This is a genomic window from Brevundimonas sediminis, from assembly GCF_048799765.1.
GTDB lineage: Bacteria > Pseudomonadota > Alphaproteobacteria > Caulobacterales > Caulobacteraceae > Brevundimonas.
The window spans coordinates 37,967-53,558 of record NZ_JBLYQK010000004.1 but is presented as its reverse complement, the minus strand read 5'-3'; the positions used below and the strand labels follow the sequence as shown (position 1 = coordinate 53,558).

16 protein-coding genes are annotated in these 15,592 nt (G+C 68.0%); 7 read left to right on the top strand and 9 right to left on the bottom strand.

Annotation, left to right across the window (positions count from 1 at the left end; translation table 11 throughout):
* Positions 1-3: 3 nt before the first annotated feature.
* From ACLQ7T_RS03850 to ACLQ7T_RS03825, 6 genes are all read left to right on the top strand, one after another.
* Positions 4-852, top strand: coding sequence for a hypothetical protein (locus tag ACLQ7T_RS03850; RefSeq protein ID WP_420478220.1), 849 nt, complete (start codon positions 4-6; stop codon positions 850-852).
* Between the two features lie 9 nt (positions 853-861).
* Positions 862-1,881: a hypothetical protein gene (locus ACLQ7T_RS03845; RefSeq protein WP_420478219.1), complete on the top strand. Its 1,020-nt coding sequence runs from the start codon at positions 862-864 to the stop codon at positions 1,879-1,881.
* A 50-nt stretch (positions 1,882-1,931) separates the two neighbouring features.
* The gene (locus ACLQ7T_RS03840; protein WP_420478218.1) at positions 1,932-2,300 is read left to right on the top strand and encodes a hypothetical protein; all 369 of its coding nucleotides are present in this window, start codon (positions 1,932-1,934) and stop codon (positions 2,298-2,300) included.
* A gap of 308 nt (positions 2,301-2,608) precedes the next feature.
* Entirely contained in the window at positions 2,609-3,124 is a 516-nt protein-coding gene (locus ACLQ7T_RS03835) for a TIGR02594 family protein (protein WP_420478217.1), read from the top strand.
* Between the two features lie 2 nt (positions 3,125-3,126).
* Positions 3,127-3,450, top strand: a complete 324-nt coding sequence (locus tag ACLQ7T_RS03830) for a hypothetical protein (protein ID WP_420478216.1) — start codon at positions 3,127-3,129, stop codon at positions 3,448-3,450.
* Positions 3,434-3,691, top strand: coding sequence for a hypothetical protein (locus ACLQ7T_RS03825; RefSeq protein WP_420478215.1), 258 nt, complete (start codon positions 3,434-3,436; stop codon positions 3,689-3,691). The genes ACLQ7T_RS03830 and ACLQ7T_RS03825 overlap by 17 nt, the downstream gene beginning before the upstream one ends.
* Before the next feature lie 93 nt (positions 3,692-3,784).
* On the opposite strand, the gene ACLQ7T_RS03820 is transcribed toward ACLQ7T_RS03825, so the two are convergent.
* From ACLQ7T_RS03820 to ACLQ7T_RS03795, 6 genes are all read right to left on the bottom strand, one after another.
* Entirely contained in the window at positions 3,785-4,033 is a 249-nt protein-coding gene (locus tag ACLQ7T_RS03820; RefSeq protein WP_420478214.1) for a hypothetical protein, read from the bottom strand.
* A gap of 58 nt (positions 4,034-4,091) precedes the next feature.
* The gene (locus ACLQ7T_RS03815) at positions 4,092-4,811 is read right to left on the bottom strand and encodes an SOS response-associated peptidase (protein ID WP_420478213.1); all 720 of its coding nucleotides are present in this window, start codon (positions 4,809-4,811) and stop codon (positions 4,092-4,094) included.
* A complete protein-coding gene (locus tag ACLQ7T_RS03810; RefSeq protein WP_420478212.1) occupies positions 4,804-5,094 on the bottom strand; it encodes a hypothetical protein in 291 nt (96 codons plus the stop codon). The genes ACLQ7T_RS03815 and ACLQ7T_RS03810 overlap by 8 nt, the downstream gene beginning before the upstream one ends.
* Before the next feature lie 632 nt (positions 5,095-5,726).
* On the bottom strand, positions 5,727-6,215 hold the full coding sequence (locus tag ACLQ7T_RS03805; protein ID WP_420478211.1) for a hypothetical protein: 489 nt from the start codon (positions 6,213-6,215) through the stop codon (positions 5,727-5,729).
* Between the two features lie 85 nt (positions 6,216-6,300).
* Entirely contained in the window at positions 6,301-8,184 is a 1,884-nt protein-coding gene (gene feoB, locus ACLQ7T_RS03800) for a ferrous iron transporter B (protein ID WP_420478210.1), read from the bottom strand.
* A complete protein-coding gene (locus tag ACLQ7T_RS03795; RefSeq protein ID WP_420471724.1) occupies positions 8,184-8,450 on the bottom strand; it encodes a FeoA family protein in 267 nt (88 codons plus the stop codon). Before ACLQ7T_RS03795 ends, feoB begins: the two co-directional genes overlap by 1 nt.
* A 154-nt stretch (positions 8,451-8,604) precedes the next feature.
* Between ACLQ7T_RS03795 and ACLQ7T_RS03790 the strand changes: the two genes are divergently transcribed.
* Positions 8,605-9,144, top strand: a complete 540-nt coding sequence (locus ACLQ7T_RS03790; protein WP_420478209.1) for a c-type cytochrome — start codon at positions 8,605-8,607, stop codon at positions 9,142-9,144.
* A gap of 1,484 nt (positions 9,145-10,628) precedes the next feature.
* Here the strand turns inward: ACLQ7T_RS03790 and ACLQ7T_RS03785 are convergent.
* From ACLQ7T_RS03785 to ACLQ7T_RS03775, 3 genes are all read right to left on the bottom strand, one after another.
* Positions 10,629-11,105 carry a hypothetical protein gene (locus tag ACLQ7T_RS03785; RefSeq protein WP_420478208.1) on the bottom strand — a complete coding sequence of 159 codons (477 nt, stop codon included), beginning with the start codon at positions 11,103-11,105 and terminating at the stop codon, positions 10,629-10,631.
* A gap of 61 nt (positions 11,106-11,166) precedes the next feature.
* Positions 11,167-14,397, bottom strand: a complete 3,231-nt coding sequence (locus tag ACLQ7T_RS03780; RefSeq protein ID WP_420478339.1) for an efflux RND transporter permease subunit — start codon at positions 14,395-14,397, stop codon at positions 11,167-11,169.
* Positions 14,397-15,509: an efflux RND transporter periplasmic adaptor subunit gene (locus tag ACLQ7T_RS03775; protein ID WP_420478207.1), complete on the bottom strand. Its 1,113-nt coding sequence runs from the start codon at positions 15,507-15,509 to the stop codon at positions 14,397-14,399. The genes ACLQ7T_RS03780 and ACLQ7T_RS03775 overlap by 1 nt, the downstream gene beginning before the upstream one ends.
* Between the last annotated feature and the right edge of the window lie 83 nt (positions 15,510-15,592).

Sequence of the window (15,592 nt, the reverse complement as noted above, 5' to 3'; positions counted from 1 at the left end):
CGCGTGATCGAACTGAACACGCAAGGCGGACGCGGCCTGAGCGCCGCCGACATCATCCGCCGGGACCTGGCCCTGCCGCAGGAGGCGACGGACATCGAGGCGATCTACGCCCTCACCGGTCAAGGCCGTCTGATCAACCTGTTCCGGACCGGAGCGTCGACGGACAACGCCGTGGTCGCCGACCCCGAGCACTCCGTCTCCATGCCCGTCCTGTCGGCGGCCGACCTGTATCAAGTCCACATGGTCGGCTCGAACACGGTCAACAACCCGACCCTGAACGCCGGCGGGCTGGGCGCCAAGCCGATCCGCAACAGCGGCGGCGATCCGGTGGCTGTCCCGGCGTGGGTCGATAACACCCACCTGATCCTGAAGTATGACGTGGGCAACGACGAGTTCCGGATCATCGTCCGGGGCCAGTCTGCCGCCGACGTGAACGTCCGGGTGTCGGAGTATCTGACCGTCGTGCAGACCAACACGTCCGCCGAGAACAAGGGCAACCGCTGGGTCGTCGCGCCCCCGGCGGGAGTGGTCGCCAGCACGGCGGACCTGACCACCCTCGCCTTCGTGGTGGCCTATGAGCAGGGCGAAGGCGGGCTCCTGATGGACGCCTCTGCCGTCTTCGCCGGAGCCGAGCTGTGGCAGGTCCTCTGGCCGTCCGGAAATCAGGTCACGCCAGGCGAGCTTCCGGTCGGGACCCTGGTCGAGATCAAATACGCCTCCACCGGTCCGCTGATCGGTCGCGGCGTGATCACGTCCCCGCCCGAGCCGGGGTCCGGCGGAGAGGTCAGCGCCTACGACGCCCGCCGGGCCTTCTACACGGCCCGCAACATCCAACTCGCCGCCATCGGATAAGGGGTGCCCATGACCGTCTATCACACCTGCCTCATGGACACGGACGCTGAGGTCAAGAAGTTCTTCAGCACGCCCATCGGCACCCTCTCCACCCCCGCGGCGGCGGAGCGGGTGACCTTCGACGGCACGTCCTATCTGCGCATCCCGTTCGGCACCGAGACGCCGGATGCGACCTTCGCGGGCTCGGGCGGCGGCACCGCCTACGCCGACATGGTCGCGGCGGCGGGCAGCTACTCCGAGGGCGACGTCGCCTACTGCTACGACGACGATTCCAGCGAGGACGGCCGCTACGTCCTGACCAGCGGCGTCTGGGTGAAGACCGGCCAGAAGGCGCCGCTCTACGCCTACGACGACAACCACATGAGGATCGTCAACGATCTGTTCCTGCTGATGCAGTCCTGCTTCAACACCGGGCACCCCGCGCTCACCTCCGATGGGCCCGGGGCCTTCGTGGACAAGGTCGCCTACCCGAACGTGACCGACATGACCGACCACATCATGCGGATCACGATGCGGGCGGTCGATTTCAGGTTCCCGTCGGACTTCAAGATCGGGATGCACATGCAGGGCGAGTTGACCACGGCCCCGCGCATCGGGACCGGCAATGGCGGGCTGGGCGGCTTCCCGGTCGTCAACGCGATGAACCACGCCGACATCCTGGGCCAGCTGGGCGCGGGCAACGCGGGCATCTACGGCGACAACACCGTCAACTATCTGGCGGACACGGGCGACGTCGAGGTGGACATCCCCTTCAGCGCCAGTGACGCGCAGTGGACGATGATGATCGGCAACGCCGACAAGGACGGGCATCAGGGCGACGCCTACACCGGGTCGAACGTCTACATCGGGACCACGGCCAAGCGTCTGGTCAGCGCCGACGTGCACAAGATCAACGCCTACCTGTGCGGCTTCCGCTGGAACCCGACGCCGGGCGTCACGGGGACCAACACGCCGCGTCCGCGCGTGGACCCGTACTTCGAGCCGACCGGGACCCTCTACGTCTCGAAGATCGAGTTCATCTCGCCCTGACGGCCGGCCACTGACGCCCCATCGACATCTCTGCGAAGACAGGAAGCCCCATGAGCCGTTCGCCCGCCCGCCCGCGCGTCGTTCCGACGACGCGAGCGCCGCACTGTCCCGAGAACGACTGCGGCCAGCAGCAGGCGGACGCGCTGAAGCGTCTGGCGGAGCATCTGGACCATCTGTTCGGACCGCCGGGCGCGGGGCCGGAGGACCAGGGCGAGGCGATGAAGGCCCTGATCACCATCGGCGAGATCGGCGGCAAGTGGCTGCGGTTCTGCGCCTTCCTGCGCAAATGGTTCCCGCGCGTCGGGTGGTGGCTGCTGCCCATTCTGGCGACCCTGCTGACGAAGGGGTCATCGGAGGCGGTTGATGCCCTGATCGCAGCGGCGACGACGGCGCTGCAGAGCTATGCGGCTGGCGGGTGAGTCCGCCCAACGGCTCAGGTCAGCATCGGCCACAGGGTCGCGACCGTCAGCAAGCCGACGACCACGATGAGCGCGCCGACCAGAAACCGCTCGAACCAGTCCGGTCCCTTCCTTCGCATTGACCTTCCCCCGCGACGAACCCGGTTCGCCTGACCACCTGCCACGACACGCCCGGAACGGCCCGCCCCGGAGCCGGTGAAGGACCGGAGCGGACCACCCGGATGGCGACCGCCGATTACAAGGCCGCCCCCCGGACTGAGACTGAGACCGGCGGTCTCTGAAAATCAACCACAAACAAGGAGGTCCAGATGGCGGAGCCGTCATGGATGGTGCTGGCGCGCGCGCAGATCGGCGTGCGCGAGGTTGTCGGGCCGAAGCACAGCCCGATCATCATGGGGTGGATCCGGGAGCTGGGGGCCAAGGTCCTTGGCGTCCCGGTGAACGATGATGAGACGCCGTGGTGCGGGACCTTCATGGCCTGGCTGATGAAGCGGTCGAACCTGCCGGCGCCCCCGATCGCGGTGCGCGCGGCCCAGTGGGGCCGGGTCGGCGGCTGGGGCCGTGAGCTGGTCGGGCCGCGGCCGGGCTGCATCCTGGTGTTCACCCGCGACGGCGGCGGCCACGTCGGCCTGTATGTCGGCGAGGATGAGACCCACTTCCACGTCCTGGGCGGCAACCAGTCCAACAGCGTCAGCATCACCCGGATCGCCAAGAGCCGGCTGGCCGACGGCGGGATGCGCTGGCCCAAGGGTCCGTTCCTGCCGTCCGTGCAGGTGGTGCGGCTGACGCCCAAGGGCGTGCCGGTGACGACGAACGAGGCGTGACCATGGCCCGCCTGCTCTCTCCGACCGGCTGGCTGGTTGTCGCCCTGCTGGTCCTCGCGGGCCTGACGCTGGGCTACTGCGCCATCACCCGGCCCGTCCGGGACGCCGCCGCCAAGGCTGAAGCCTCCGCCACCCTATCCGACGGCCGTACCAAGGCCGGTCAGGACGCCAGCGCCGTGCGCGACGGCAACGACGCCGCCAACACCGCCACCCTCAACGATGTGAAGGACGCCCAGGATGAAGTTCGCCACGCCCCTGCTGCTGACCGCGATGCTGTTGCCCGCCGCCGGCTGTGCCAGCTCAATCCGGGTGCTTGCGCCCGCTGAGGGCTGTTCGACGCTGATCGCCTCCCGCTGGGGCGAACCGGTCCCGTCTGCGGTGCTGCAGTCGTCGGACGATCCGGCGATGGACTGGCAGCTGTTCGGGATCGCCCAGACCGGCCAGTTGAACATCGCCAACCGGGACAAGGCCGATGCGCTGGAGACGATCCGGCGGTGCGAGGCCCGGGACGCGGCGGCCATCCGACAGGTCGAGCGTCCCTGGTGGCGACGATTGCTGCCCGGGTAGGCCATCATATCGGTGAGTCCACCAACATGATCCAGACGCCCCGATGAGGCGTTCCGAGCCCCGTCGCCCCTCACCGGGCGGCGGGGCTTTCAGCTATTCGGGCCGTGGCATCGGGTCTCGGTAGGGCTGCCCCCGCCCACTTGCTTCGCCTCGCGCCAGCACTTCGGTCCGATTGTCGCTCGAAATCTGAACCACCACATCCCGGTGCCGGAGGCCATCGTTCAGGGCTTTGCAGGTGGCCTTCACTCCCGATACGCTTTTGATCCAGTCGTCAGTCTGGACGGTGATCAGACCGGGCAGCTTGTTGGGATCATCGCCAGCAGCGGCGATCATCGCGTCCAAGCGGTCATTCAGGTCATCGGGTGTCATGGGCGCGGCGTATAGGCCGAGTCGCCGTCGCTCACTCTGCCGTCTCCGGCTTTCGCTGCTCGATGATCTCCAGCGCTCCGTCTGGCAGCGGCCGTTGCAGCGCCTTCGCTTCATCCCATGGCGCGCGCATCCAGACGTCCCGCTCCTCGGCCGTCGTCAGGATTACGGGCATGGCCTTGGGGTGGACAGCGCCGACCTCGGCGTTGGGCTCGCAGGTCAGGAAGCCGAACAGGTCGATGGTCTCCCATCCCGTCTTGATCTTGCGCACGCCCGACCATTGGGGGTGGTACAACCCGGCGAAGAAGGCGACGGGCTGATCCGGCAGGGCGAACCAGACCGGGCGATAGCGGCCCTCAGCGTCGCGGCCGGGCTCGCTGAAGGCGGTGAACGGGACCAGGCAGCGGTTGGCCGGACCCAGCAGGGGCTTCCAGTGGCTGCTGGAGGTGTTGCGCACATTCGTGGTGCCGCCGTCGGGCTCCATCTTCAGCAGCTGATCGAAGTCGACGTCCTTGCCCTTGGCCCGCAGTTTGTCCGCCCGCTTGGTTGCCGCGTCCAGGATGGCCTTGCGTGACGACGTCAGACCCCACCGCGCCTTCGTCAGGATCAGGCCGTTGCCATCGTGGCGCACGATGGGCGCCGGATAGTCGGGGTAGTAGTCCGCGGGCTCGAGATTGCCGACGTCGTCGGAGATGTCGTCGAACAGGTCGCGGATCGCCGCCGGGCCCGCGCGGTGGCTGTACAGATTACACATCGCCGACCCTCCAGCTGAGTAGATGGCCGATCATCTCGATAATTCGCTGTCGGACCGGCTTGTCAGAGGTGGCCACGGCGGCGAGGGCGGCGTCGGCCCAGTGATCGAAGCCCTCGTCCTGGGCATGAAACAGCGCCAAGGCCAACTGGTCCCATTGCGCGTTCATGGCCGCCAGATCGCTCCCGTGCGGCCGCCCGGCCGCGTTGAGCATGGCGGCGACCGCCTCTCGATCGGTCGGCGTGTCCGAGAACTCAGGCTCTTGAGGGCGAGGCGTGAGCGTCATGCGCGTGAGCCTGACACGGCAGAGGGAGAATGGGGAGTCGAAGCCGGGAACCCGTCGGCGGCCTTCCGGTTCATAGGGCGAGCGCCCCTTTGCTCAACGCCCGCTGAAGCCCCGCCGCTCCGTCCTCCTGCGGCGGGGCTTCTCTGCGTCTGGAGCCAAGCCGTCCGCCGGTGCATCATCCGGTAGAGCCCCTGTTCAGTCCGCAGTGGCCAGTTCCTCATCCCGGCGCGGCCATAGAAGCCGACCCAATAGGTGCAGCCCGGAGCCCTGCACGGCGGCGTCCGATCAGTCAGGTCGAGGTCGGGCCCGCACACCGCCGCCAGCCTCTCCAGATCAACCGGCCCGGTCGCGGCGCATTCCTGGCACTTCCAGTAGACCCTCACGCCCTTGGCCATGAGGTCGGCTACAGTCGCTGGCACGTCGTCGGCTCCCGTCGAAGCCATCCGACCGGGCCGAAACCCATAGCGACCGGAACGAAAACGGAACAGATGCGCGGTGTCCCGAAATAGTCCCTGACCGGCGTTTCGCGGCCCCAGCTCAGGTCAAGCCACGGCTGCATTTGCCGCAAGACGTCGCCCGGTTTTGTAAACCGAAGGTCGGGGGTTCGATCCCCTCAGCCGGCACCAGTCCCGTCAGAAGACCAGCTTCGTCCTGGCCTCATGCAGGCGCGCGAAATGCGCGGCCGCATGTTCCCCGAACAGGACCGGCTCGGACGCATGGGCGTCCTCGATCACGGCCAGGACGGCGTCCAGCGCCTCCTCACGGGAAGGCTCAAGGCCCGCCGCCAGACGTTCGATCATGTCGAGAAGAGCCGCGCGGCGTTGTCGCGCCTGGGCCTTGAGCACCTTGTCGCTGGCAGCCGCCCGGCGCGCGGGCAAGGGCTCCACATAGACCGGCACGTTCAGGAAGGCATCGTCGACCGGCGGCCCCATCACCGGCTCGGGCGGGCGAACGGACTGTACGGCGGTGTCCGGAAACGGGATCTGCAGGGGGGCTTCCCCATCCGCACCGGCCTCAGCGGCGTCATTCAGCTTGCCGCAGCGCCGGCATCGCTCGGACCGATGTCGCTCCGACCAGAAGTAGTCGTGTCTGCAGAGCAGCGGCTTGATCGTCGAAAGCATGGCCTATCCCCCCGGATGCCGGGGGAATCGGCCCTCGGGACACCCTTGTCAACCACCGGTATCCCGAAAGGCGAACCTGTCGGCGTCAGCCGCCGCCCAGGGCGACCGCCACACGGTAGGTCACGAAGGACGCCAGATAGGCCAGACCGAACATGTAGACGATCATGATCCAGGTCCACTTCAGCGAGTTCGTCTCGCGACGGACCACGCCCAGCGTCGGCAGGCACTGGGGCGCGAAAATGTACCAGGCCAGGAAGGCCAGACCCGTCGCCAGCGACCAGTTGGCGGCCAGCACGCCGGCCATCGCACCCGTCGCATTCTCGGCGTCGGCGACCGAATAGACGGTGCCCAGGGCCGCCACGGCCACCTCGCGCGCGGCCATGCCGGGGACGAGGGCCACGACCATCTGCCAGTTGAAGCCGATCGGGGCGAACAGCGGCTCCAGGGCCTGCCCGATCATGCCGGCGAAGGAGTAGTCGATGGCCGGCCCCGTCGCGCCTTCCGGCGGATAGGGGAAGGTCGACAGGAACCACACGGCAACCATCAGCGGCAGGATGATCCGGGCGGCGCGGTTGATGAAAATCTTCGCCCGGAGCCACAGATTGAACAGAACGTTCTTCAGGTCCGGCATCTTGTAGGCCGGAAGCTCCATCATGAAGGGCTCGGTCGACCCCCGCCAGAAAATCTTGCGGATGACGAAGGACACGGTCAGGGCGCTGAAGATGCCGGCGGCGTACAGGCCGAACATGACCAGACCCTGCAGGTTGACGAAGCCCCAGACGGTCTCGTTCGGGATGAAGGCGGCGATGATCAGCACATAGACCGGAATCCGCGCCGAACAGGTCATCAGCGGCGCGACCAGGATGGTGGTCAGACGGTCGCGGCGGTTGTCGATCACCCGCGTCGCCATGATGCCCGGAATGGCGCAGGCGAAACTGCTGAGCAGGGGAATGAAGGCGCGACCGTGCAGCCCCGCCCCGCCCATGATGCGGTCCATCAGGAAGGCCGCGCGGGACATGTAGCCGAAGTCCTCCAGCGCGATGATGAAGGCGAAGATGATGAGGATCTGCGGCAGGAAGACCAGCACGCTGGCCACGCCGCCGATCAGGCCGTCGACCAGGAGGCTCTGCACCAGCCCCCACAGCCCCTCGTCCGGGATCAGGGCGGCCACGCCCTGCCCCAGCCAGCCGATGCCGGCCTCGATGCCGTCCATGGCCGGGGCGGCCCAGGCGAAGACCGCCTGGAACATCACAAACAGAATGGCCCCGAGAATGAGCAGGCCCGCCACCGGGTGCAGCAGGACGCTGTCGATCTTGCCCGTCAGGGTGTCCGGCCGCTCGGGTGGCAGGACGTAGGCCTTCATCAGGCGTTCGGCCTCGCGCGCCTTGCCGCGCAGGGCCTCGGTATCGGGCGCCACCCAGGCGCTGTCGCCCAGACCCGCATTGGCCGCCAGCACCGCCTCGACCTCGGAGACCAGGTCATCGACGCCGCGACGGCGGGTCGCCACCGTGGTGATGATCGGCACGCCCAGCTCGGCGCGCAGGCCGTCCAGGTCGATGCGCAGGCCCTGACGCTGGGCGATGTCGTACATGTTGAGCGCCAGCACCATCGGACGACCGATGGCCTTGAGCTCAAGGATCAGGCGCAGGACCAGACGCAGGTTGGTGGCGTCGGCCACGGCGACGATGACGTCCGGCGGCGTCTCGCCCGCCAGCCGACCCAGCACGGCGTCGCGGGTGACTTCCTCATCCGGGCTGCGGGCGCGCAGCGAATAGGTGCCCGGCAGGTCGAGGACCGAGATCGTGCGGCCCGCGGCGGAGCGGATGAAGCCCTCCTTCCGTTCGACGGTGACGCCGGCGTAGTTGGCCACCTTCTGATGGGCGCCGGTCAGGGCGTTGAACAGGGCGGTCTTGCCGCTGTTGGGGTTGCCGACCAGAGCGACGCGGGCGGCCTTCAGCGCAACATCCATCAGGCGGCGTCCAGTTGCACGATCAGGCTGGCGGCCTCCCGTCGGCGCAGGGCGACGCGCATGTCATCGACCTTCATGGCGATGGGATCGCGACCGAACAGCCCCTCGTGCAGCAGCTCCACCCGCGCGCCCTCGACAAAGCCCAGCTCCAGAAGGCGGCGCTCCAGCTCGAGGGCGTCATCCTGATGATGGCAATGCTCGCCGACCTTGATGATGACGCCGCGGGCGCCCCTGCGGGCCTCGCTCAGTTTGAGGGTGTCGGACATGAAACTCGTATAGGCCTCGGCGCGAGGAAGGACCGCGCCATTCCTGACAGTGATTATCAGGTGCGATCCCCTGACGTCCAGTCGGATGAAGCGTCGCAGGCCGTTGCCGATGGTCGCGGTTGCGGTATCACTGGCGGCGATCCAGGAGCCCCCCATGCGCCGCCAGTTTCTCGTCTCCACGCTCGCCGTCACGATGCTCGCGAGCCTGTCCGCCTGCGGCGACGGCGCCGCGCCTTCCGCCCCCACACCCCCGCCCCGGCCCGCGCTGACGGATGCGCAGAAGGCGGTCCTGCTGGCCGCCCTGCCCGCCCCCTATGACCAGGGCGATCTGGAGAACGGCCGCCGGGTCTTCGCCCGCTGCCGCGCCTGCCACACCGTTACGGAGGGCGGCCCCAACCTGACCGGGCCGAACCTGTACGGCGTCTTCGGGCGTCAGGCGGGCGGCCTGGAGGGCTACAACTATTCCAACGCGGTGAAGTCGGCAGGCTTCGCCTGGGACGCCGAGCATCTGGACCACTGGCTGGAGAACCCGCACACCTTCCTGAAGGGCACCAAGATGAGCTTCGCCGGCCTGTCCGATCCGACGGACCGCCGCGACGTCATCGCCTGGCTGAAGGTCGAGACGGGATATGCGCCCCCCGCCGCCGCGACCGACACCGAAGCGCCTGCGGCGGCCCCGGCGACAGCGCCATAGTCGCCTCCACGCCGCCTTCAGCTCACGCAAGGATCAGGGAGAGATGCTCCCCTCCCGTCCCCGCGCCGATCGCGCCGCGCCCCGAGGCGATGTGGGCTTGCAACGGCCCGGGGACGGGCTGCTCGCGACCCGTTGCGGATGTTGCGTTGGTGATCAGGGGCCTGCACTCTGGGGGAATGTCCACCGCCGTTCGTTCAAAGATCAGCTTCGTCAGCATCTTGATCCCGATGTGGCTGGGCTTGGCCGCCTGCGATGCATGGCCGACAACTGTCGTGGATCGTGCGAACGCCCCCATCCAATTCCGCTGGCGCCATGAGGATCACGCCGAATGGTCAGCGTGGATAGCTGTTCCGCCGGGTGAATCCGTACAGCTGGCCAGAGCTCATTACGTCGAGGATTTCGTGAGCATGGAGGTCATGGAGGCGGACAAGACGTACTCCGTGACGCCCACACAGATGGCGGAGTTCAGAAGCATATGCGCTCGCACATGGGTCGATCGCATCACGACGCTGGGTGACTGTGAGATCACCTACGGTGGCGTGGGCAGGTTCACTGTACGTCGAGTTCGGTAGTCCGCTCCCCACCCGTTGCGGACATTGCTGAAAAAGATCAACCTGACCGGATGAGGATTGGGCTCGCTTTATATGTTTCCGCATGTGGGCTGCTAACGACAGGCGCCGCGTGGGCGCAAGCGTCCGGTCCACAGCTTCCGATTGCCGCGGGTCCAGTCGAGGGTGTCACCGAGGTCATCCATCAAGCCCATACGTGTGGCTTTCGCCGACTTCGGATTGAACTGCGGCAAGAAACCTTGCCGCCTAATGCCCCAGTTGGACCAGCAAGTCTTTTCTTGGACGATGTGCCAGCTGAAGACGCAGATCGTTGTCTCGACAACTGGATCACGGCTAACGGGACGCGGCTTCGCCTCTTGCCAAGGTGGCACGGCGACACATTCGTTCAAACACACCGCGACCTCTACGCCGAAGCCCGTCGTCAAAATCCCGCGAGCCAGCCCTGATCCGCTAATGGCGGCGTCCGCTCTCGACCCGTTGCGGACGTTGCTGACCGCTGGTGCCGAGCAATGCGAGCGGCTAGGCTGAACTCGAATGAACCTGGTGATTTTTCATCGCTCCGGCAGCCATTGGGTGTTCGCCGCACTCGTCGTCGGAATAGCGGCTGCCGCTGTTGAGCTCTGCTATCTGTTCCACATACGTCCCTTCCAGGCTGATTTAGGAATCCAGTTGGGCGGCGGACTACTTTTAGGCTGGCTCATCCTCGTGCTCGTTGCGTTTGAACGGAAGGCGCACAGAGCATGGCTCACACTCCTGCCTGCCCCAGCGGCCCTCATCGGTCCGGGATTGCTGGTCCTGCTACTGGTTGGATGTAGTTGGAACACCGCTAGCTGCCCGTAGGTTTGGACCTCCGCTCGACGTCCGCCCCCCCTGGCAGACGTTCGACACGACCGGAGACAACGCCCCGACGGCCGGTCATGCATCCGGCGGCTCGAACCGGACGGGCGCGTCGCGCACATCCAGCAGGACCAGGCCGACATCGACGCCGCCGCGGAACGCCCCCGGGACCAGCCGGTCCATCGGCAGTCTCTGCGTGCCGAACGCGTCGGTCGCCACGCCGATATGGTTGCCCGCCCACCGCATCTCGCCGACCAGAACGCCCGGCGGGTGCTCCACGGAGGGGCGGACCTGCCCGTTCACCAGTGGCTTCAGGCGGTCCCAGTCGAACGCGTCGCCGCGCACCGGCGCAAGGACATGCAGCCGCCGGGCCGGTTCACCCCGGCGTTTGCAGCGGAAGATGAGCACGCGCCAGCCTTCGCCCCATCCGCCGGGCGGGACGCGCCGGTAGCGCAGGCGGCGCGAGGCCCGAACCAGCGCGCCCCTGGCCTTGTAGTAGAGCCGCGCATACCGCCAGGGCACGCGCTCCGCCATGAAGGCGTCAAGGTCGAACATCGCTTCTCCCCCGCAGTCGTCAGCCTGAGATGGCGTTCCCGGCCGACGCGGCAAGGTCGGCCTACTCCGTCGTCGCCGGTCTGGCGTTGGCGGCCAGCTCTTCGGCCTCCCATTCCTCGATCTTGCGGGCGGTGTATTCCGGCGACTTGGTGAAGCGCGCCAGCACGCCGTAAATCACCGGCACCACGAACAGGGTCAGGATGGTGGCGAACATGGCCCCCGAGAAGATGACCACGCCGATCGTCTGACGGCTGCCCGCGCCGGCCCCTTGCCACAGCATCAGCGGCAGGGCGCCGAAGGCGGTGGCGATGGAGGTCATGATGATCGGGCGCAGACGCAGGGTCGACGACTCGATGATGGCCTCGCGGATCGACCGGCCCTGATCGCGCAGCTGGTTGGCGAACTCGACGATCAGGATGCCGTTCTTGGCCGCCACCCCGATCAGGATGATCAGACCGATCTGAGAATAGATGTTCAGGCTGGAGCCCGACATCACCAGTCCGAACAGGCCGCCGGCGGCCGCCAGAGGCACCGTCAGCATGATCACCGCCGGGGTGATCCAGCTTTCGAACTGGGCCGCCAGCACCAGGAAGACCAGCAGCAGGGCCAGGCCGAAGGCGGCCAGGACCGCGCCGCCCGCCTCCTGCTGATCCCGCGCCGCGCCGCCCCACTGGGGCGTGACCACGCCCTGGGGCTGCTCGGCCGCCACGCCGTTCAGGAAGTCGACGGCGTCGGTGATGGTGTAGCCGGGGTTCAGATCGGCCGAGAGGGTGATGGCCCGCTGGCGATCGAGGCGCCGGCGATCCGGCGTGTCCCCCGAGGTCTGGGTGGTGACCACCGACGACAGCGGCACCAGCTGGCCCGAGCCCGTGTTGACGTAGAGCGCCTCCAGATCACTGACGGTGCGCCGGTTGTCGCGTTCGGTCTGCAGGATGACGTCGTATTCCTGCCCGCCCTTCAGATAGGTGGTCGCGCGCCGCGACCCGAACATCGTCTCCAGCGTCCGGCCGATGGCCTGCGAGGACACGCCCAGAACGGCCGCCTTCTCGGGATCGACATCCACCAGCAGACGCGGCGAGTTCGGCTCATAGTTCAGGCGCGGGCGCGAGAACCCCGGGTTCTGCAGCGACGCGGCCAGAACCGGCTGCAGCCAGCTGTAGATCTCGTCGTACTCGGATCCGGTGACGACCATCTCGATCGAGTTGGAGTTGCCGCCCCCGCGCTGGAAGGCGCCGGGGGTCGAGGCGTTGACCTGGGCGTCCGTCTGCCCCCGCAGCTTGCGGTTCAGGTCCTGGGCGATCTCGTCCGCCGACCGGGTCCGCTCGGACCAGTCCTTCAGCGTCAGGGTGGCGTTGCCCGAGTTGTAGCTGCCGCCGCCGAAGCCCGGGGCGGAGATCAGATAGCTTTCGACCTCCCCGCCGTCCTTGTATTCGGCGAGGATGGGCTCGAGCCCCAGCATGATGCGGCGGGTGTAGTCGAAGCCCGCGCCCTCGGGGCCCTGGACCCGCACCACGACACGGCCCCGGTCTTCCGGCGGCACCAGTTCGTTGGGCAGGCTCATGAACATGGCCGCGCCGCCCGCGGCGACCAGAATGACGACCCCGATCACCCCCAGCAGGGCGATCCGCGCGCCCAGAAGGGCCTGCAGGGAGTTGCCGTACGAGCTCTTCAGCCGATCCATCGCCCAGTCGACGCGCCGGGCCAGCCAGCCGCCGGTCTGGGCCGGACGCAGGATCTTGGAGGCCAGCATTGGCGACAGGCTGAGCGCGAGGAAGGCCGAGAAGGCCACGGCCGCGGCGATGGCCGCCGCCAGCTCGACGAACAGACGGCCGACGTAGCCCGGCAGGAACAGCAGCGGCGCAAACACCGCCAGCAGGACGACGGTCGTGGCCACGACGGCGAAGAAGACCTGACGCGCGCCGCGTTCGGCGGCGACCAGCGGCGGCTCGCCGTGGTCAAGGCGGCGCTGGATGTTCTCGGTCACCACGATGGCGTCATCGACCACCAGACCGATGGCCAGCACGAGGGCCAGCAGGGTCAGCAGGTTCAGCGAGAAGCCCAGCGGCGCCAGGACGATGAAGGTCGCCAGCAGGCAGATGGGGGCCACGATCGAGGGGATCAGGGCGGCCCGCAGGCTGCCCAGGAAGATGAAGTTGACCAAAGCGACCAGCGCCATGGAGATGCCGATGGTGATCCACACCTCGTCGATGGCGTGGCTGGTGAAGACCGAGTTGTCCGAACCGACCACCAGTTCCGTGCCCTCGGGCAGGCTGGGGCGGATCTCCTCGATCATCCGGTTCACGCCGTCCGAGATTTCCAGATCATTCGACTGGGCCTGACGGGTGACGGCCAGACCGATCTGGTCCAGTCCGTTGCCGCGGAACAGACGGCGATCCTCTTCCGGCGCTTCCTCGACCCGGGCGATGTCGCCCAGACGGGTCACATAGCCGGCCTGCCCCTGGATGGCGCCGGTCGCGCCGCTGGGCAGGGCGCCGGCGTTGGAGGCCTGGCCGCTGGTGTTATTGGACGCCGCCGCGTTCGAGGCCGATCCGCGGGTGCCGATCGGCAGCTGACGGAAGTCCTCGGCCCGGGCGTAGGTGCGGGCCACGCGGACGGTGTAGTTCTTCTCGCCCGACTCCAGCGCGCCGGCCGGCAGTTCGACGTTCTGGGACGTCAGGGCGGTCTCGACATCGGTGACCGTCAGCCCGCGCGCCGCCAGCGCCGCTGGCTCGAGCCAGATGCGCATGGAGTAGCGCTGCTCGCCGTAAATCTGGACCTGGGCCGCGCCCGGCACGGTGGCCAGCCGGTCGATCAGGTAGCGATCGGCGTAGTCGGTCAGCTCCAGACGGTTCAGGCTGCTGGAGCGCAGGAACAGGATGATGATCGGCTGGCTGTCGCTGTCCGCCTTGGCCACTTCCGGCGGATCGGCCTGATCCGGCAGGCGGCCGACCACGCGGGACACCCGGTCGCGCACGTCGTTGGCGGCGTCATCGATATTGCGGTCCAGCGAGAACTCGATGCTGACGCTGGAGCGGCCGTCACGGCTGGTCGAGTTGATCCGTTCGACGCCCTGGATGCCGGCGATCTGCTGCTCGATCGGCTCGGTGATCCGGCTTTCAATGACCTCGGCCGAGGCCCCGGCGTAGCTGGTGTTGACCGAAACGATCGGAGGATCGACGTCGGGCAGCTCGCGCACCGGCAGGAAGAGGAAGGCGGCCGCGCCGATCACGCACAGCACGATCGCCGCCACCGCCGCCATGACCGGGCGGCGGACGGACACGTCGGAGAGCATCATTGGGCGGCGCCCTGCCGGCGTTGACCGCCCTGACCGCCGCCGACCGTAACCGGGGCGTTGGGCTGGATGCGGTTCAGGCCCGACCCGACGACGCGGTCGCCGTTGTTCAGACCACTCAGAATCTCGACATAGCCGCCTTCGACGGCGCCCGCCTCGACCTCGACCCGCTGGGCGATCGAGCCGCGCTCGCCGTTGGCGATGCGGTAAACGAAAGCCCCCTCGCCTTCATACTGGATGGCCGCTTCCGGCACCGCGATGCTGCTGCGCTGGCCCTGCTGGACGGCGACGCGCACCGCCATGCCGGGCCGGATGCGACCGCCGGGATTGGGAATCTCAGCCCGAGCGGTGATCGAGCGGTTAGCCTCGTTCACCCGGGTGTCGATCAGGGCGATGCGCCCGTTGAAGACCTCGTCGCCATAGGCGTCGATGGTGGCGGCGATCGGCACGCCGGGGCGCAAGACCGAGAGGTAGCGCTCCGGGATCGGGAAATCGACGCGCACGACGTCGATGTCGTCCAGGGTGGCGATGACCGCGCCGGGGTTGACCAGGGTGCCCGCCGTAACGGTGCTCAGGCCGAGGACGCCCGCGAAGGGCGCGCGGATGATGCGGTCGCCGGCGCGGGCCTGCGAAGCCGCCAGCACGGCGCGGGCCGTCTCGAGCTCGGTTTCATACTGCTCGAGCATGGCGGCGGAGGCGAAGCCCTGCTCGTTCAGCGTCCTGTAACGCTCGTACATGGTCTGGGCGCGGGCCACCTGGGCGCGGGCCTGGGCGATGGCGGCGTCTTCCTCGCGCGCCTGCAACTGGACCAGCGGGGCCCCCGCGGCGACCCGCTGGCCGTCCGTGAACAGGACGCGGGTGACCAGTTCGCTGGTCGAGGAGGTAATGTTGACGGACCGGCGGCCGCGGGCGACGCCCAGGACCCGGATCTGGTCGCTGAACTCGCGCGGCGCGGCGACCGCCTGGGACACGGCCTGCCCCCGGCCGCCCCCGCCCGGACCGCGACCGCCGCCCTTTTCTTCCTCGGCAAAGGCCATGCGCAGCACGACGGCGACGATCATCAGGCCCAGAACGGCGCCGGCGATGATGAGGAAGAAGTGACGCTTGATCACGCGGCTGGCGCTCCGAATCCAGGGACGAGCCGACTTAGCGGCTCCCGCCGTCGACGCAACTAAAGTTCATGTAACGGGTGCGG